The organism is Streptococcus gingivalis (assembly GCF_035544715.1).
Classification (GTDB): domain Bacteria; phylum Bacillota; class Bacilli; order Lactobacillales; family Streptococcaceae; genus Streptococcus; species Streptococcus gingivalis.
Map to the genome: position 1 here is coordinate 1 of NZ_JAYKTO010000001.1, position 19,894 is coordinate 19,894.

16 protein-coding genes and 1 pseudogene are annotated in these 19,894 nt (G+C 42.9%); all 17 read left to right on the top strand.

Features of this window, described 5'->3' with window-relative positions; all coding sequences use genetic code 11:
• Positions 1 to 430, top strand: a pseudogene (locus tag SM122_RS00005) (DUF2726 domain-containing protein); the annotation flags it as partial.
• Between the two features lie 178 nt (positions 431 to 608).
• Complete coding sequence (locus tag SM122_RS00010; RefSeq protein ID WP_324737654.1) at positions 609 to 3,875, top strand: phage tail tape measure protein; 3,267 nt, start codon at positions 609 to 611, stop codon at positions 3,873 to 3,875.
• A complete protein-coding gene (locus SM122_RS00015; RefSeq protein WP_324737655.1) occupies positions 3,872 to 4,588 on the top strand; it encodes a distal tail protein Dit in 717 nt (238 codons plus the stop codon). Before SM122_RS00010 ends, SM122_RS00015 begins: the two co-directional genes overlap by 4 nt.
• Positions 4,585 to 7,920 (top strand): phage tail spike protein, encoded by a 3,336-nt coding sequence (locus SM122_RS00020; RefSeq protein ID WP_324737656.1) that lies wholly within the window; start codon positions 4,585 to 4,587, stop codon positions 7,918 to 7,920. Before SM122_RS00015 ends, SM122_RS00020 begins: the two co-directional genes overlap by 4 nt.
• A complete protein-coding gene (locus SM122_RS00025; RefSeq protein WP_324737657.1) occupies positions 7,920 to 8,114 on the top strand; it encodes a hypothetical protein in 195 nt (64 codons plus the stop codon). The genes SM122_RS00020 and SM122_RS00025 overlap by 1 nt, the downstream gene beginning before the upstream one ends.
• Before the next feature lie 3 nt (positions 8,115 to 8,117).
• Complete coding sequence (locus SM122_RS00030; protein WP_324737658.1) at positions 8,118 to 8,723, top strand: hypothetical protein; 606 nt, start codon at positions 8,118 to 8,120, stop codon at positions 8,721 to 8,723.
• A gap of 15 nt (positions 8,724 to 8,738) precedes the next feature.
• Positions 8,739 to 9,155: a hypothetical protein gene (locus SM122_RS00035; protein WP_324737659.1), complete on the top strand. Its 417-nt coding sequence runs from the start codon at positions 8,739 to 8,741 to the stop codon at positions 9,153 to 9,155.
• A gap of 1 nt (position 9,156) precedes the next feature.
• On the top strand, positions 9,157 to 9,420 hold the full coding sequence (locus SM122_RS00040; protein ID WP_324737660.1) for a phage holin: 264 nt from the start codon (positions 9,157 to 9,159) through the stop codon (positions 9,418 to 9,420).
• A 63-nt stretch (positions 9,421 to 9,483) separates the two neighbouring features.
• Positions 9,484 to 10,239, top strand: coding sequence for a CHAP domain-containing protein (locus SM122_RS00045; RefSeq protein WP_324737661.1), 756 nt, complete (start codon positions 9,484 to 9,486; stop codon positions 10,237 to 10,239).
• Positions 10,240 to 10,250: 11 nt separating this feature from the next.
• Positions 10,251 to 10,667 (top strand): hypothetical protein, encoded by a 417-nt coding sequence (locus tag SM122_RS00050; RefSeq protein ID WP_324737662.1) that lies wholly within the window; start codon positions 10,251 to 10,253, stop codon positions 10,665 to 10,667.
• 12 nt (positions 10,668 to 10,679) lie between these two features.
• Positions 10,680 to 11,030: a hypothetical protein gene (locus tag SM122_RS00055; RefSeq protein ID WP_324737663.1), complete on the top strand. Its 351-nt coding sequence runs from the start codon at positions 10,680 to 10,682 to the stop codon at positions 11,028 to 11,030.
• Positions 11,031 to 11,041: 11 nt separating this feature from the next.
• Positions 11,042 to 11,926 (top strand): hypothetical protein, encoded by an 885-nt coding sequence (locus SM122_RS00060; RefSeq protein WP_324737664.1) that lies wholly within the window; start codon positions 11,042 to 11,044, stop codon positions 11,924 to 11,926.
• A gap of 415 nt (positions 11,927 to 12,341) precedes the next feature.
• A complete protein-coding gene (rnc, locus tag SM122_RS00065; RefSeq protein ID WP_155169945.1) occupies positions 12,342 to 13,043 on the top strand; it encodes a ribonuclease III in 702 nt (233 codons plus the stop codon).
• The gene (smc, locus tag SM122_RS00070) at positions 13,034 to 16,570 is read left to right on the top strand and encodes a chromosome segregation protein SMC (protein ID WP_155169943.1); all 3,537 of its coding nucleotides are present in this window, start codon (positions 13,034 to 13,036) and stop codon (positions 16,568 to 16,570) included. Before rnc ends, smc begins: the two co-directional genes overlap by 10 nt.
• On the top strand, positions 16,560 to 17,366 hold the full coding sequence (locus tag SM122_RS00075) for a Cof-type HAD-IIB family hydrolase (protein WP_155169941.1): 807 nt from the start codon (positions 16,560 to 16,562) through the stop codon (positions 17,364 to 17,366). The genes smc and SM122_RS00075 overlap by 11 nt, the downstream gene beginning before the upstream one ends.
• A complete protein-coding gene (locus tag SM122_RS00080; RefSeq protein WP_125826493.1) occupies positions 17,363 to 18,184 on the top strand; it encodes a Cof-type HAD-IIB family hydrolase in 822 nt (273 codons plus the stop codon). The genes SM122_RS00075 and SM122_RS00080 overlap by 4 nt, the downstream gene beginning before the upstream one ends.
• Complete coding sequence (ftsY, locus tag SM122_RS00085) at positions 18,185 to 19,804, top strand: signal recognition particle-docking protein FtsY (protein ID WP_125826492.1); 1,620 nt, start codon at positions 18,185 to 18,187, stop codon at positions 19,802 to 19,804.
• Positions 19,805 to 19,894: the final 90 nt, after the last annotated feature.

The following is a 19,894-nucleotide window of genomic DNA, read 5'->3' on the forward strand; positions in this document are numbered from 1 at the left end:
ACAATGGGAAATCAGACCATACAACTTCAAAAACGGCAAAAGGTGTCCTAATTGTAATCAAAGTCACGGTGAAAAAACCATCGAGTCGATTTTAAAAAAAAATAATATAAATTTTAAAATCCAGTGGAAAACCGCTGATTGTAAAAACATAAGAAGTTTACCTTTTGACTTTGCTATCTTTGAAAATAATAAAGTTATTCAACTGATAGAATTTCAAGGAGAGCAACATTATAGAGTTGTTGAATACTTTGGAGGAAAGAAAGGTTTTCTTTCCAGAGTTAGAAATGACAAAATAAAAAGAGATTATTGTGAAAAGAATAATATACCTTTATTAGTAATTGATTATCACGATAATATCGAAGAAAAAATAAACACTATGACAATCATGAGCCAAGCCTGTACGGAAACGGCAGGAAGGTGCAACGACTAGATAAAGTAATCTAAACAAAAAGCAATCTAATTTTAGGTTGCTTTTTTGCATGACGAAATATCCACGAGCGCTTAACACCTTAGCGAATAAAGTCGAAGGTGATGATATAGTCTGAACTTATAGGAAACTATGAGAAGTTAGGATAAAGAGCCTAACGATAACATAATTGGGAACTGCAATGACTCAGACCCTTACTGGTATTGGTAAAGCCGTGTCTGGTGTAGGTAAAGGAGCAAAAGAAAAACTTGAAGTTATCGCACAAACAGCAGGAATGACTGCGGAACAATTTTCTACCGCTTGGAAACAGAAACCAGCGGAAGCCTTGCAATCATTTATTAAAGGCTTACAACGCGCCCATGATGAAGGCAAGAATATGGATGGCATTCTTGATGAACTTGGAATGACAGGTATTCGTCAAGGGAATATGCTGAAATCTCTAGCTTCTGCATCAGACAAGATGAGTGAGGCAGTCAGTCGCTCTAATACCGCTTGGAAAGAAAATAACGCACTTACTAATGAAGCAAGTAAACGCTACGAAACCACAGAATCACAACTTAAAATTTTTAAGAATAAACTTACTGACATTGCTATTGAGTTTGGTGGTCCACTCTTAAAAGCGCTAAATAGTAGTTTGGACGCTGCTAAACCGTGGTTACAAACTCTATCAGACATGGCTAAGAAGTTTAGTGAAATGTCAACAGAGCAACAGCAAAGCATTTTAATGTGGGGTGCTTTTGCTGCTGCAATTGGCCCAGCGCTTAAAGTGTTGGGTACTGGCGCAAGTGTCATCAGTGTTTTTGCTAAAGGAATTGGTACAGTCGCTAGAGGAATTGGTAAATTTAGCGGTGTACTAAAATCTGTTTCTGAGGGTAATGGATTTATCAACAGCTTAAAAGGAATGGCTACTGGTATGACTGCTACTGGTACGGCTGCAGAGAGTGCTGCTGCAAGTACAGGATTGTGGAGTGCGGCGGTTGGCTTACTTGGTAATCCATTAACTTGGGGTGTAATCGCTGGTGGTGCTGCACTAATAGGCATCGGGATCATTGCGAAAGAAATGGCGGATGCCAACGAACGAACCCAAACGTGGGGTACGAGCGTAAGCAAACTCCAAGATCAAGAATTGTCACGTTTGAAATCCAAAGTCGATGAAGTGCATCAAGCTACAATCGGATTTGGTCAAGGTGGCGCACAAGCGGTTGAAAATGTACGTAAGAGTGTGCAAGGTCTTGCTGATGATATCCAAAAAGCGATCGACAAAGATCTTGAGAAAACTTTAAAAGGTCTTGAAAAAGTTGGTGCGAGTGAAACAATCCAAAAACGTGCTGTAGCGCAAGCAGAACAGCAAAAGAAAAACATCCAGTCGATGACAGATGAGATTGTGCAGATTTATCAAAACGCATCTGACCAACACAGAAAGATCACTCGCGAAGAACAAGCGATTATCTACGACTACGAAAACCAATTTATTGACAAGCAATTATCATTGCAGAAATATTCTGCCGATGAACGTACTGCAATTATGAAAGCCATGAATGGCCAGATTAGTGATCTAAATGAAACTCAACTACGCAAAGGTACAGGGGTTGTAGCTAAATGGCTCAAAGAGGAACAGAAGCTCTATGATGAGCAAGTGACTGCATTGAAAGATGCTCACGAAAAGGGGATTTATAGCCAGTCCGAATACAACAAGGAAATGGAAAAACTAAATGCCCAACACAAGTCCAAGATGGAAGCATTTGGCCGTGAGTATGCAGCATTGCAACAAGAATGGAGTAAAAAAGTCCCTCTTAATTTTGGCGATGATCGACAACGTCAATTGTACTTTGATCAAATGCGTAAGAGTTGGGCAGAGCTTGGACTTGACTACGACAAGATGATGGCCAAGGCAGACCAATTCGCCGACATCGTGGGTCGTTCGTCTGGTATGGTTGCTAAGAGCGTGCAAAATATGTCACAGGAGACCAAAGATGCCAACAACATCTGGAATGGATTAGTATTTGATCCTAAGACTGGACAAGTCAAGACCAATGCGCAAGAGGAAGTAACTAAAGCGCTCCAAGCTGAAAATGGCTGGGAGAATATGCAGTTTATCCTCAAGCACGCAAATCTTGAAACAAATGCTAAGATGACAATCGGACAAGCATTGGTCGAGGTTGGCAAGTGGGATAGCTTAACCCCACAAGAGAAAGAGTTAGTAGTCGGTAACAACCAAGGTATGAAAGCCGTCCTTGATAGTAAAACATTGCTGGAACAGTACAACGCTATGCCAGCGGAAGTCAAAGAACTCTTGATGAAGAACACTGACTTTCTCTCATCTGGTGAACGTGCTACAGCAATCATCGAACGCTGGAATACACTCACACCAGAGCAGAAAGAACTGATCTTAAAGGATGCTGCAAGTGATAAAGCCGAACGTGTACGACTAGCAGTCGACTCACTAACTGGTATGGCCCACGTAGTCAATTTGGATGCAGAAGATAAGACCAAGAGCGCTATCGCTAGTGCGATGTCTAGCATCTTAACGTTACCAACTGACCACAAGACGGATTTGATTGCAACTCCAGACGGTGTTACCCTTGGAACTAACCAAGCTATGGGCGCTTTGGGATTGTATAACGGATTCGCAGTACCTACAAAACCATTAACAGCAGACGCTTCTAATGCCGTTAATCAAGGACAGGCAGCAATCAACAAACAGCAAGAATGGAATAACACTCCATCTCCTGTAAAACCTATACAATCAGATGCAATGAATGCTGTGACAAATGCTCAGAGCGCTATCAACAAGCAGAATGAATGGAACGCAACTCCATCTCCTACAAAAATCATTTCTGCTGATAACGCTGGTGCAGTTATTGGAGCGCAAGTTGCTAAAGGTGCAATCGAATCTATCCCAACATCTTGGACCACTGTCATCACAACGATCACCAAATCAATTAAAGGACATGCCAGAGGAACAAACTACCACGAGGGTGGCCTTGCGATGGTCAATGACCAACGCGGTACGCTCTACAAAGAAATGGTCACACTACCGGACGGATCATCGTTTATCCCAGAGGGCCGTAACGTGATCCTTGATCTTCCAAGAGGTTCGAAAGTCATGCGCGCTGGTTTGACTAAAAACTTTATGCGTGAATTAGGTATACCGAACTTTGCAGACGGTGTAGGTTGGAAACGTTCGGAAGTTGCGAACGTTACACAACGAATTAAGAATGTTAACGAATGGAAACGGAATAATGAACAGCGTGATTTAGTACCGTTTATCCAAGAGTTGATTGACCAAGTTAAACGCGGTAACAATCGTGATGAACGACCAAACCAAAACTACACATTGAATGTGCATGGAAATAGCACTGGACAAGATTTGACACCAGAGTTCATGAAGCGCTTAATGCGTGAACTAGCATACTATACTAATCAGGAAGGAAGGGGATTAGCTTGACGACATTTACTTTCAACGGAAAGAAAAATACTGAATTCGGCTTAAAAGTAGCAGAAGGCAAGAAGATCACTACTTCCAGCCTTGATGTGGAGCGCGTGACAGTAGCAGGACGGGACGGTGATTTGCTCATCAGTAATAACCGTCTTAATTCTGCTGAGTTGAGTTTTCCAGTAAATTTTGTGAAAGAAAAGGGATTAATCGCCACAGATGTTTATAAAATATCTGAGTGGTTAAATGTGGCGGGCTACAAGGATTTAACGATCTCTTATGATCCAGATTTTATCTATCGTGCTGCCTACCTCGAAACATTTAGCATTGAGGAAACCATGCGCCAGTTTGGTAAAACGACCATTAATTTTGTGTGCTATCCTGTTAAATTTTATAAGCAAGGTCGTACCACGCAGAAACTAATGAATGGTGCTACCGTGAATGGTATGGGCAATGTCAACGCAAAACCTATCATCACACTTGTCGGATCGGGTGACTGTACACTTACTATTAATGGACGCAAGACTAAGTTGCGAGACGTACAAGGTAAGATAACACTTGATATGCAAGCAAATCAAGTATACAAAGATAATCTACCAGCGTGGGATAAAGTCGTTCGAAGCCCACAATTCCAAATGCCGTATCTTGACTATGGACGCAATTTGATTAGTTGGGACGGTAACTTTGAAGTGTTTATTATTCCAAATTGGGGGGTTAAGCTATGAGGCCTATACTATTCAATAAGAATGAACAATCATTTGATACGTATGGCCTTGGTGAGCTTAACGTTACCAAAGGGACTGTAACCCGTGAACGCAACGGAAATTATACGCTATATTCAGAAATTCCCACGAACGATCCAATGGTTGCAACCCTTGAGAAAGAAATGAAGCTCAAGGCTGACGCTGGACTGCGAACTAAAAACCAAACCTTTGAGATCTCGCGAATCGTAAAAGATAGCAGTAACATTGTTAAAATCTACGGTCAGCATATCAGTCATAAGCTGGAATACATGGGGCTAGTGAATGGCAGGCCCTTTAGTGGTTCTGCCTTTACTGCTCTCGCAATCTGGCACAATGCAACGATTGGTGATCTACGTTTTGATGTATGGTCGGATATCCAAACCACTGGAAAAGGCGTATTTGATATCTCTAAAATGGAGAATGCCCGTCTTGCCCTTGGTGGTGTAGAAGGTTCTATTTTAGACATCTATGGCGGTGAGTATGAGTTTGACAATACGACGGTCAGACTACATAAGCAGTTAGGTCGTACTGCTCCAACCGTGCTTGAATATGGTCGAAATATCTTATCGGCTGAATTAGATGAAACAATCGAGAGTGCATACACTAGCGTACTGCCTTTCGCGACTTACACACCAGACAAACCAGAGGGCGACACTAGCGATAACCAGCCTGATCCTGTTACCGTCACGCTTCCAGAGAATTATGTAGATAGTAAGTATAAGGCTCTCTACGCACATCGCAGAATTAAAGTCGTAGACTTCTCTAGCGAGTTTAAATCAGATAGTAAGAGTAAGGATATCCCAACTCCAGATAAGTTGCGTAAACTTGCTACGGATTATATGGAGCATAACGCAATCGGTAAGCCTAAGATCAACATCAAAATCGAGTATGCTGATTTAGCTAAAACACTTGATTATGCAGATAATGGCTGGATTGAAGAACTAGAACTATGCGACATCGTACCTATCTACTACCCACAGATTGGGCTTACGGACGAAACCGCGAAAGTAACGACTGTTACTTACGACTTTGTCAATGAGCGAAACGAGAGTGTAGAGTTTGGTGACATTGGTACAAATGTCCGTGCGACAATGCAGAGCGGACTCGCTGGCAAGGTTGATGATATTGCTAAAGCCCAGCAAGACTTTGAGAATAGCTTGCCAGATTATCTCTTAAATGCACAGGGAAATAAAGTTTGGTACAACAGACCAGATGACAAAGAACATAAAATCGGCGATATCTGGTTTGAAAAGAACGGTCTATATGACCGAATGTATGTCTGGAACGGTTCGCAATGGGAGAAGCGTATTGATACGGAAGATGTCGATAAGATTAAGAAAGAGGTTGATAAACAGCTTGAACAAGCCAAGCAGTCAACTGCTATCGAGATTGAAAAGGCAAACGCTAAAGCTCAAGAAGCTCTTATAAAAGCTGGAACGATTCCAGACACAGCTACATTATCAGATCGGATTAAAACGCTGATTTTAAACAGTCCAGATCTGAGCCGTAAGGTTACGGAAACATTTAACAATGCTGATAATGGGGATACGATCTATAGCAAGGTGTATTCCAAGGTAGCAAAGAATTTTGCATCACGAGATCAATTTGAAAATTTGGATCGCGCACAAAACGACCAAGGCCGTGATTTACTAACCCTTTCTAAAAAAATTGAAACGCAAACCGTAGAATTTAACAAGCTGACGGAAAGTAACAAACTCTATGAGCGTATCCTTGGCACGTCAGAAACAGGCGCACCAGACAAGCTCTCTCGCTTGGTTATGTCAAGTGAAATATTTCAAACCGAAGTTGGGAAGTATGTCACAGATGATAATAACTTGATCGTCAACTCAATGACAATGGCTACTAATACGCTTGTCGGGAACAACAATCCAAATGCAAGCGTATCTGTCACAGATGGTATTTTTACGATAAAGGCGCAAGGGCTTACTGATTATAACTGGACAGGGTTCACACTCCCGATTTACGTTCGCAAAATTTATAAAGGTGAAACATACACGCTAGGATTTAAATATCGTATTAGAGAGTATCCAGATGTATCATTTGCATTTAACATCAAAAACCACGGACTAAATAAAACCCTAACATGGTCTAATATCGGCGAGAATAGGCCACCACTAAACGAGTGGCAGGAGTTCCAAAAAACTTTTACCATGACGGAAGACTTTACTTTCGGAGAAGATAAAAACTATCCATTTTATATCTTTTTGTCTAAAAATGGTTGGATAGAATTTAAGGAACCTATTTTGGTCCGTGGGTCAAACACAGGGCCTTACAAACCAAGTCAATTTGATGACGCTTATAAGGCTAGCAATGAAGCGAAAGTACTTGCTAGCGACGCGCAAGCAAAAGCGATTCAAGTTGCACAAGGTACGGAAGCGGTCAGAACGCAAATGAGTCTGCTTGCGGGGTCTTGGGCGGTGCGTAACCTAAATAACAACGGTGACGTACTCAACTCTATCAACCTACTTGCTAACGGTACGAACCGAATAGATGGAAGTCTAACGCATATCACAGGTCAGACCAAGATTGATAATGCGGTGATTAAAGATGGTATGATCGCTAACTTAAACGCTGATAAAATTGTCGGTGGCACGATTGATGCTAGTCAAGTCAATGTGATTAACGTAAACGCAAGCAACGTACTAGCTGGTACGCTAACTGGTATGACCGTTCGAGGTGGTCGGATCGAAGGTCTAAATGGCAAGATGTATATTGACTTACAAAATAGTCAATATAACGTTTTAAACAACGAAGCCACAATCAGACGGATTGACGATACCAATTCCTCGCAATTTATTAAATTAACAAAGAGTGGATTTGTCGCAGAACGATTCAGAGATAGCAATGCTGCACTCATGGTTTTAGGCACGAATCACAACAAAGACCCTAAAGAGGTAGAACGGCATGATAATGAAACGTTCGCAGGTATTCGGCTTTGGTCTGGTAAAGGAAACGGCACGGAAGAAAGTCTTACTGAATTCGTGGGTGACCGTGTGTTGATTTATAACAATGGTCGATACCGCAGTCCTTGGAACTTCCACGGAAATACAAATGACGGGAATGCCTATCTAATACCAATGAACCAAAATGGTGTTAAACATTTTATTGGACGTGGTGACTTTTTCTTAGAGGGTATTTACTCACGGAAATTTTACATGAGTGGTGGTATTGATATCGGTGATTACATCTGGGACTTGCTCACTTGCTTTGGAGAAATGGCCAAAAACAATATGCTTGGTGGGGCTAAAACCCACATTACTGGTGTACTACGGAAACGAGGTTACAGAATTTAATGAACACAACAGACAAAATTATCAACGATGTCGCAGTCCAACTTGCGAATAAAATTATTGAGTGCGCTAATTATAAGGCGTACTACGAACAAACAAATGAATTGCTAACTAAATTTAACGATGTTTTAGCTAGTGACTCAGCACTCAAGGACCTCTTTGATGAGGCCTCTCAAAAATTAGAAGAAGGTAAATAGTATATGACATTTAAAGTAGTAAACAAATACTTACAAGAAACTAACAAAACATTCGTAGCAATTCGACAAGACGCACCATATACGGCTTTTGACCGCGTATTAATCGGTGACCGTACAAGCGAGTCAGACGATGCACTTATCGAGGCTGTATTAGGTCAGATCGCAACCGAATTTAACCCAGCGGATGGTGTCAAGAAATTACAAGAAGATTTGCACGTCCAAGCAGAAAGCTACGAGCAGAAACTAGCTGAGAAAGATACAAAAATCGCAGAAGTAAAAGCGGTAGCAGATTGGGCAGTATTGGCGCGGGTGACTGACACAGATAACCCATTAGATCCAACAATCTACAAGCGTGGTCTTGAATTGGTCGATCTTGGACAGTCTGGTAAAACCTACAAGTCACAAGAAATCTTTGCAATTGAAGATGCCACACACAATGCATTGTATGGTGAGGGTAACCGTGTGATGGTGCAAGTCAACAGTGACTTTACCTATAATGGCGAAACTATTGATCAGCTTGCAAGCCTTGAGCAAAACGGCAAGCTGGCAGTTTGGAAGTGGACGAAACCGAAAGAAAATACTGATTTAGAAACTCAACCACTGGCATAGAATTGAGGTGATTGAGTGACATTCTCTGATTTGATCGCACACCTCGCCCCGACTTTCGGAGTGATTGCTACTGGCTGGTTTGGGATGAAAGCTAGTAAATCTGCAAACTTAAACAAAGAACAGTTTAACGAATTAAAAGACGAACTAGGAACAATCCAACAGGCGGTAGAGACCGTTAAAGTTGTGGGTGAGGATAATAATAAGAAAATCAATGAAGTGAATGATAAGTTAGCCGTACATGATGAAGCGCATCTAGTCACAATGTATTTGAGGCTAGAGCGTGACATCTCTACGGCTATCAAGCGTGGATATACCACAGTCCACGAATCAGATATCATTCATAAGATGCATAAAAGTTATAAGAAATTGGGTGGCAATGGATACATTGATGCCCTGTATAGTAAATATGTAAATTTAGAAGTGAGGAATTAATATGAATAAAATTAACTGGTCAGTACGTTTAAAAAATAAAAACTTTTGGCTTGCAATCGTTCCAGCGCTTGCATTGCTATTTCAAGCGTTTGCGGATATCTTTGGCATCAAGCTAGAATTTGGACAAACCATTGATAAAATCTTGGTATTCGTCAATGTGTTGTTTGCATTCTTCGTGCTTGTCGGAGTGGTCAATGATCCAACTACTGCTGGATTGAGCGATAGCAAACGTGCGTTAGGTTATGAAGAACCTAGCGAAGATTAATATATTTTTACTGGCTACTATCTATTTTTGGATAGTAGCCTTTGATTTTAGAAAGGAGCAGTAATGGCTACTTTAAATGATATTTTAGGATATGTAGAAAGCCTAGCAAACCAAGGGGTGGGAGCTGATGCGGATGGAGCGTATGGTACGCAGTGCGTGGACTTACCTAACTCTATTTCTATTAACTTCTTTGGCCGTGCGCTTTGGGGAAATGCGATTGATCTGCTTAATTCTGCCCGTGACATTGGATATGAGGTGGAATACAACCAAGAGGGTAATCTCGATAGTAAGCCACGGGCTGGGGCAGTATTCGTTATGGATACGACGTACATCTACGGCCACAGCTATGGCCACACAGGTCTAGTCATCGAAGATAGTGACGGATATACCATGCGCACTATTGAACAAAACATTGACGGTAACGAAGATGCTCTTTATGTCGGTGGTCCTGCACGATACCACACACGCAACTTTGATGGAATTGTTGGATGGTTCTATTTCCCAACTGATGACACATCTGTGACATTTGAACAGCCAGAACCATCAGAACCATTGACAATTGAATCAAATGGATTCAATCCAGAAACAGGGACATTCACTGTTGAAGTATCTGCTCTAAATGTACGAACTGAAGCCGGTCTTGGAGCTGAGATTGTAGCTGTATACAGTACAGGTCAAGAAATCAATTACGATGGATGGATTGATAATGATGGATACATCTGGATCACATACATCGCAGGCTCTGGCAATCGCAGATATGTCGCAGTAGGACAATCGGAGAATGGTAAGCGTATCAATAGTTTTGGATCATTCTCATAAGGAGGTGAACCATGCGTATTAATTCAACGAATTTAAAACAATTCGAGGGGGGCGAAGTCGTCAAGCAAGGCGACACAGCTTCCCTCTTTGGCTATGAATTGCTAGATGAAAATTATAGTCCAGTCTCAGAAATTGAGGGGCAGGAAGCGACAATTACGCTTGCCAATCGAAGCGGTAAAACCAAGTTAACCAGTACAGTCACAGACCACAAGATTAAATTTACGATTGGTAAAATCTTACCAGTTGGTATCTATCAAGTAGAGATCACTTGCGGTAACTATGTATTTCCGTCTGATAAATCAACGGTAATCAAGGTGACACAATCAACAGAAGAATATACCTCAGATAGTTTAGAGGAACTTCGGAAACGTGAGCAAGGCGAAGAACTCCCAGATCTAACCGTACTATATAACCTAGCTAAAATTTAAAAGGAGAAATAAATGACTTTAAACACAGAAAAATTAACACAATTCGCTCAAGCTGTCGGAGCTGATGTCAAAGAGATTAAAACCACACTTGCAAGCAAAGCTGACAAGTCAGAACTTGGACAAGCTGGAATCACTCAGCAGCAGTTAGATACAGCTATTCAAGGGGTTAAAACCGCAATTCTTGGCGAGGGTGTGCCAGAAGAACTTGACACTCTCAAAGAAATCGCAGACCGTATTGCTAACGGTGCAGGATCAGCAGATCAGGCTATCGTGTCTAAAATGACAGAGCTTGGTCAAAAATTTACTGACTTGGAAAATACCGATTTTGCACAGATTTATAATACCGCTAAAAATACCCTCTAAGGAGGTGAAGCATGGATAAACTAAAACAAGTTATTCAGGCGATTGGGGTTGATATAGGTGTGCTTCAAGGACAACAGGCTTCATTTTTATCAACCTCTAAAGCATACGAACTATTTCCAACCTATACAACCTTGCAATCCCAGATGGCCAATAACATCAAAGACAAGCACCTTGAATTGGGTCTGGATGCATTGATTGATACAAAATTGCAAAACAGTGGTGATCCATTTGTCACACGCTCAAAATTGCCAACGATTGACACAAGTCAGCTTGCAAGCAAGAATGATCTGGAAGAGCTGAAACGCTCAGTCGGATCTGGAAACGGTGCAAGTACCGAACTAAAAGGCCAAGGCTTCCCGTACAATCTAAACGCTGACATCGGTACAATATATACCGATACGACAGCTAAAAACGGAGCGGTGAAGTGGATCAAGAAAGGCTCCGGAACCGGCTCTAACGCTTGGTCGGTCTTGTTTGGAGATGTCAAAATTAAACCAAGAAATATCAACTCAAATCAAACTAATGCATATGTTGAGTTTAGACGTGTAAATTCCACGGTAGAGGTCGGTTTCGGTGGTCTATCGTGGGGTTGGTTTGGAATCGTGAGACGAGGTGCGCCCAGCTACGTTCCCCAAGGGTCGGACCGTGAGCGTAACGTGGTGATCTTAAATGTCGGTGGTATACCCGTCGGTTTTCGTGCCACCAGCTCAAAACTTGGTATTATGACAAATGACAAGGGCAAACGTTTGGGAACATTTTATTTAGGCGGGCCGGGCGATGGCAACCAGCTACGCTTACAATTCGATGATCCAGTACCAACGGATAGGGATATCGGAGATTTGCGATTTACTAATATGTCGTACACAACAGATGATCCGTGGCCAGAAACTTTATAAAATGATAAACAGCGGTAGCATTATGCTACCGTTTTTTTATTTTCCAAGTAAATTCCAAATAGGCTAAAAACACTGTAAAATCAACGTTTTTTTATTTTCTTTAAAATGCGAAAAGATAGCAGTATATTTTAAAATGTGCTATAATATATACGAAATATGTATAGTTTCTTTACCTCGAAAACCACTAGCCCCAACTAGTGGTTTTTTCTGTTATAACGGCAATTTTAAAGATTGTCTATTATAACAGCAATCGAATGACTACGTAATTGACTACGTTTTTATTTATTTAAGCAATATTTGACCATGCCCAAAATATAGTAAAATCAACTAACCGCACTTAATGGATATCTAATGGTAATCGTTTTAAAATTTTGGTATACTTAAGAGTATGAATTTATTAGAAAGTAGGCTTCCTATGGAGAAATTACAAGCCCTGTTATCGGAACGGTTTCAGATCGTTTTTTCAGATACCAGTTTATTAGATACAGCTTTTACGCACACCTCTTATGCCAATGAGCACCGCCTCTTAAAAATTTCACATAACGAACGTTTGGAATTTTTAGGAGACGCTGTTCTTCAATTAGTTATTTCCGAATATTTGTATAAGGAACACCCAAATAGACCGGAGGGAGATTTGTCCAAATTCCGTTCTATGATTGTCCGTGAAGAGAGTCTGGCTGGCTTTTCTCGGGATTGCCAATTTGACCATTTCATCAAACTGGGCAAGGGTGAAGAAAAATCTGGTGGCCGGGACCGTGATACGATTCTTGGTGACTTATTTGAAGCCTTTTTAGGTGCTCTTTTACTAGATCAAGGAGTGGAAGCAGTCAAACGCTTCATCTACCAGGTCATGATTCCAAAGGTTGAAACGGGTCAATTTTCTCAAGTCATTGACTACAAGACTCGCTTGCAAGAACTGTTACAGGTTCACGGAGATGTGGAGATCCAATACCAAGTGGTCAGCGAGTCCGGTCCAGCTCATGCCAAAGAGTTTGAAGTAGAAGTGTTCGTGAACGGTCAAACGATGGGACATGGTCATGGTCGTTCCAAGAAATTAGCGGAGCAGGAAGCAGCCCGCAATGCAGTTGAAACGAGGAATGATTCCCCATGTATCTAAAAGAGATTGAAATCCAAGGCTTTAAATCCTTTGCGGATAAGACAAAAGTCGTATTTGACAAAGGGGTCACTGCCGTTGTAGGGCCTAATGGATCTGGAAAATCAAATATCACGGAGAGCTTGCGCTGGGCCCTGGGGGAATCCAGTGTCAAGAGTCTACGTGGGGGCAAGATGCCCGATGTCATTTTTGCAGGGACAGAATCGCGAAAACCGCTGAATTATGCCTGTGTCACAGTTGTCTTAGATAACCAAGATGGTTTTATCCAACAGGCAGGGAAAGAAATTCGTGTCGAACGGCATATTTATCGTTCAGGAGACAGCGAGTACAAGATCGATGGCAAGAAAGTACGTCTCAGAGATGTTCATGATTTGTTCATGGATACGGGATTGGGACGTGATTCCTTCTCCATTATCTCCCAAGGTCGGGTAGAGGAGATCTTTAACTCCAAACCGGAAGAACGCCGGGCAATCTTTGAAGAAGCTGCAGGTGTCTTGAAATTTAAGACGCGGCGCAAGGAAACCGAGACCAAACTCAACCAAACCCAGGAGAATTTGGACCGTCTGGAGGATATCCTCTATGAATTAGAAGGACAAATCCAACCTCTTGAAAAGCAAGCGACTGTCGCTCGTCGTTTCTTGGAATTAGACCAAGAACGGCAGGTTCTCTTGCTAGATGTTTTAGTTGCTCAAGTCGATCTGACAAAAGAGCTCTACGAAAAGGCTGATCAAGAAGAAAAAGCCATTCAAGAACAGTTGGCTTCTTATTACCAACGTCGTCAGGTCTTAGAAGAAGATAATGTACGCATCAAGAAAGCCCGCCATCAGTTGGATGAAAGCTTAGCTGAGGACCAGGCCAGCTTACTTGAGGTCACTCGTTTGATCAGTGATTTGGAAAAGCAAATCGAAGTAGCTAAGTTGCAATCGAGTCAAGCAGCCCATAGTCGTAGGGAAAATCTTGAGCGTCTGGATGCTATTTTGGCCCGTCTGGAAGAAGCGAAAAATGAGCTGGCTCAAAAACAAGAGACGCTAGCTGTGCTTCAACAAAGACTGACAGAGAACCGTCAGCAACAAGAAGAGTTGGAAAAAGAATTAGCCAACTACGAAGAAGATCCGGAACAAGTCATTGAGCATCTACGAGAGCAGTATGTCGCGCTCTTGCAGACAGAGGCTGAAAAATCGAATGAGCGAACAGCCATTGAGAGCCGGATCCAAGCACTCTTGCAAGAATCAAGCCATCGTCAAGAGGATTTGACCAAGGCACAAACAAACTTTGAAACTGCCAAGGAAAAAGAAGTCCGACAATTGGAAGAGTTGGAGCAGGCACAAGCGACGGTCAAAGGCCTATTAGCAGAATACCAAGAGCAATTGGTAAAAGTGGAGCAGGCCAAAGCTGCCTACCAAGAGGCTCAAGCGGCCATGTTTGACTTGATGGATGAGAGCAAGAATAAGCGAGCGCGGATCAATAGCTTGGAAGCTATTCAGAAGAACCATAGTAACTTCTATGCAGGAGTCAAGAGCGTTTTGCAAGAAGCAGAACGGTTAGGAGGCATCTGTGGGGCTGTTAGTGAGAATTTGAGTTTCTCAAAAGACTACCAGACGGCGCTTGAAATTGCTCTGGGAGCTAGCAGCCAACAGATCATTGTCGAAGATGAAAAGGCTGCAACGCGAGCGATCGATTTCTTGAAACGCAATCGCTTGGGACGGGCAACTTTCCTTCCGCTCACGACGATCAAAGCTCGTCAACTATCCCCTCGGAATCTAGAATTGATTCAAGCCAGTGCAGGATTTCTAGGAATTGCGAGTGACTTAGTGACCTATGAGCATCGTTTTGAACAGATTTTCCAAAACCTGCTTGGCGTAACGGCTATCTTTGACACGACGGAGCATGCGCGTGAGGCGGCTCGTAAAGTCAACTATCAAGTTCGGATGGTGACCTTGGATGGGACCGAATTGCGGACCGGAGGATCGTATGCCGGTGGTGCCAATCGCTCTCAAAATACGGTCTTTGTCAAACCAGAATTAGATAGTTTGAAACAGGAAATGCAAGCTCTGGATGCTCGTTTAAGAGAAGCAGAGCAGGAGGCCGAGACCAAGGACAATCTGCTTAAGCAAGCGCAAGAATACTTGGCCTCTATTCAAAGCCAGGGTGAGCAAGCGCGTCTGGAGCAACAGCGGGCCCAATTGGCCTACCAACAAAGCCAAGAGCAACTGAAAGAAATTCAGGAACTCTTAGAGGCTTTGAAGTCAGAATTGGCAACAGATGCGACCCAGTCTCTTCAAGAAGAGCAGGAGTCCCTTACTGAGCAATTGGCAGCCATTGAGCTTCAAAAAGAAAACTTGAATCGCGACATTGAAACCATGAAGTCGGATAAAGATGTCCTGCAACAAAAAGTACAAAACCTGCAAGAGCAATTGGCAGAACTGCGACTCCAACAGACGGAATATAAAAGCCAACAAAGCTACGAGCAAACAGATGCTCGGCGTTTGGAAGAAACAATCTCCCGGTTGGAAGTAGAGGAGCATCAGTTGCAATTGCTGATTGAACAAGGCGAGGCTCAAGTTCAGACAGTCGATGTGGAGCAGCTAGCCAACCAATTGACGCAGGCTCAAGCCAAGAAAACGGACTTGGAACAAGGGGTTATTCGGAAACGCTTTGAGCTGGATGATTTGGAAGGCCAGGCCGAAGATGTGGCAGAACAGATGGAACAAGCGCGCAAGAAAAATGAAGAGTGGATTCGTCAACAAGCCAAGGCTGAAGCGACACGTGAAAAGCATGCAGACCGCTTGAACAAGCTCTTAACGCAAATTACTGATGAATTCATGCAAAGCTTTGACCAAGCCAAAGAACAGGCTAAACCGGTTGAAAATCTTGCGGCAGCTGAGAACCAGCTCAAGAGTATCGAAAAAGACATTAAGGCACTTGGTCCAGTCAATGTGGATGCGATCGACCAATACGATGAAGTGAAGGGACGCTTTGATTTCCTTTCTAGCCAGCGGGAGGATGTCTTAGCCGCGAAAAACATGCTTCTGTCGACTATCAACGACATGAATGACGAAGTCAAGGAACGCTTTAAATCAACCTTTGAAGCCATTCGTGAATCTTTTAAAGTTACTTTCCGTCAAATGTTTGGAGGGGGTTCTGCTGATTTGATTCTGACAGAGCCAGATCTTCTGACAGCTGGGGTTGAGATTTCTGTGCAGCCACCTGGTAAAAAGATCCAATCCTTAAACCTCATGAGTGGTGGAGAAAAAGCCTTATCAGCTTTGGCCCTCTTGTTCTCGATCATTCGTGTCAAGACCATTCCATTTGTCATTCTGGATGAGGTAGAGGCTGCTCTGGATGAGGCCAATGTCAAGCGCTTTGGTGATTATCTCAACCGCTTTGATAAGGAAAGCCAATTTATTGTCGTGACGCACCGGAAGGGAACCATGTCAGCTGCAGATTCCATCTATGGAGTGACCATGCAGGAATCTGGGGTTTCTAAAATCGTCTCAGTAAAATTGAAAGACTTAGAAAATGAAGAATAAAGATATTAAATTGATCGCTACGGACATGGATGGAACCTTTTTAAATGACCAACATCAGTACGATCAAGACCTTTTACGCAAGGTGTTAGCAAGCTGCAAAGAAAAAGACATTTATTTTGCTGCTGCGAGTGGCCGTGCCCTCCTTTCGCTCAAATCCCTCTTTAAAGGGTTTGAAGACCAGATGATTTTCATTGCTGAAAATGGCAGCGTGGTTGAATTTCATGGAGAAGACCTCTACGAAGCGACCATGTCCAAAGACTTTTATTTGGGTGTTTTTGAAGCTCTGAAATCTTCCCCTTATGCAGATCCTGATAAACTGCTTTTGACAGGGAAAAAGGGAAGTTATGTCTTGGAAACAGTAGATCCCGACTATCTGGCCTTGAGTCAGCACTACAATGAAAACATTCAAAAAGTGAAAAGCCTAGTGGATATTCAAGATGAAATCTTCAAATTGACCACCAACTTTGATGCAGCTCTTGTGCTTGAAGGTGAACAATGGGTCACTGAGAATATTCCTGGTGTCAAAGCGATGACGACAGGTTTTGAATCGATTGATATTGTCCTCGATTATGTCGATAAGGGAGTGGCGATTACTGCCTTAGCGGATAAACTAGGGATTTCGATGGATCAGGTGATGGCTTTTGGAGATAACCTAAATGACCTTCATATGATGCAGGTCGTGGGCCATCCTGTAGCGCCAGAAAATGCACGTCCTGAAATCTTAGCGATTGCTGAAACAGTCATCGGCCACCATGCGACTGGCTCTGTCTTGCGCTACATGGAGGAAATTGTATGAGTAAGATTTCCTTGATTGCGCTGGATTTAGATGGGACCCTTCTCAATTCGGAAAAAAAGATCTCCCCTCGCAATAGAGCAGCTCTCGCTGCTGCACAGGCCCAAGGTGTCAAGGTGGTTCTAACCACTGGTCGCCCCTTGAAAGCCATGGATTTTCTTTTGGAAGAATTGGGAACAGCAGGCCTCAAAGAAGAGTATACGATTACCTTCAACGGTGGTCTAGTGCAGCGAAATAATGGAGAGATTCTCTCAAAAGTGGTCTTGGCACCAGAAGATGTCGCAACCATCCATGATGAAACAGCTCGTCTCGGCCTTCCGCTGGATGCGATCAGTGAGGGAACGGTTTATGAGATTTATTCGGAACGGAAGTCCCTCTATTCCCATTACAATCCCTACCTGAATTTTATTGAGACAGATTTTAAAGACCTGCCATCCACGATTTCCTACAACAAGTGTGTGACAGCCGTTGATCAAGAATTTTTAGATGTGGCGATCAAGCAGATCAGGCCGGACTTATTTCAAGACTATGAAATTTTTAAATCTCGGGAAATGTTGCTGGAATGGTGCCCCAAAAATGTTCACAAGGCAACAGGTTTAGAAGCATTGGCAGCCATTTTGGGTCTTACATCTGATCAAGTCATGGCCTGTGGAGATGAGGCCAATGACCTGTCTATGATCCAGTGGGCTGGACTAGGGGTTGCTATGGGCAATGCGGTCCCAGCAGTGAAAGAGGTGGCGGCGCTTGTTGCACCCGTGACCAATGACCAAGACGCTGTCGCATGGGCAATTGAAAATTATGTGCTAAAGGAGAGTGAATAAATGGGATTATTTGATCGATTATTTGGAAAGAAAGAAGAAACTGAAAAAGTGCTTCCGTCTACTGAAGAAGTGACGGAAAGTAATGAGATTGAAGAAGTTGTCAAAGAGGAGCCGACGACGGCTGTCTCAAATGACAAGGAAGAGCAAAAAATCGCTGATATGGAGGCTTACTACCAAGAGCTTAAAGCGCGGATTGCAGCCACTCATCAACCTGTTTCAACCGTCACTCAAGAAGAGTCACCAGAGGAACCTCTTCTTGAAGAAAATGTGACTTCAGAGACTCATAAAGACCAAACAGCGGGAGAGGAGTCTCCGGTTGTCTTTGAATCCGCTCAAACAGAAACAACTCCTGAAGAAGTTTCACCTGTAGCTGATGAAACGGAGACGGAGCCTCTTGAAGAAGTGAAAATTGAAGCGGAAGAAACTGAACATGTTGAAGAAGCTGATGAGATTGATGTTATAAAACTGGAAGAAGAGTCACCATCACCTGACGCTGAGCCAGTAGAAGTGAGCACGACAGAAGAGAAGGTTCCAGAACCTGAAGTGTCAGAAGCGATCGCTGAAGTGGAGGAAACTTCAGAAGTAGCGGAAGCCGAGTCTAGCTTTCCTGAAGGAGAAGCTGCATCAGCTATTGAGGAAAGAACTGTTGAAGAGGCAGAGGAGCCAATTCAAGATGAGGTCGCACCTCAGCAAGAAACCATCCAGGAAAAATATGATCGTAGCTTGAAAAAGACACGGACTGGATTTGGAGCACGCCTCAATGCCTTCTTTGCAAACTTCCGTTCAGTCGATGAAGAATTCTTTGAAGAATTGGAAGAACTCTTGATCATGAGTGACGTTGGGGTTCAAGTTGCCTCTAATTTAACCGAAGAGTTGCGCTATGAAGCACGTTTGGAAAATGCCAAAAAACCAGATGCTCTCAAGCGCGTGATTATCGAAAAATTGGTAGACTTGTATGAAAAGGATGGCCAATTTAATGAAGCCATTCGTTTTCAAGACGGTCTTACGGTCATGCTCTTTGTTGGGGTCAATGGAGTTGGTAAAACAACCTCTATCGGGAAGTTAGCCCACCGCTACAAACAAGAAGGCAAGAAAGTCATGTTGGTTGCAGCAGATACTTTCCGTGCAGGAGCAGTAGCTCAACTGGCAGAATGGGGACGCCGCGTAGATGTTCCAGTTGTGACAGGTCCTGAAAAATCAGATCCTGCTAGTGTCGTCTTTGATGGAATGGAACGCGCGATCGCTGAAAACATTGATGTTCTGATGATTGATACAGCTGGTCGTCTGCAAAACAAGGACAACCTCATGGCCGAGCTGGAAAAAATCGGTCGCATTATCAAGCGTGTGGTACCTGATGCTCCGCATGAAACCTTGCTAGCCCTCGATGCATCAACCGGTCAAAATGCCTTGGTGCAAGCTAAAGAATTTTCAAAAATTACACCTGTGACAGGAATTGTATTGACCAAGATCGATGGAACGGCTCGAGGTGGGGTCGTCCTTGCGATCCGTGAAGAGTTGGACATTCCAGTGAAGTTGATTGGTTTCGGAGAAAAGATTGATGACATCGGACCATTCCACTCAGAAAACTTCATGAGAGGCCTCTTGGAAGGCTTGATTTAAGAGTCGAATAGAAAAAGACAAATTGTTGGAAGAACAATTTGTCTTTTTGTTTCCTTGCGCTATCAAAAAAACCACCCGAAGGTGGCTTTC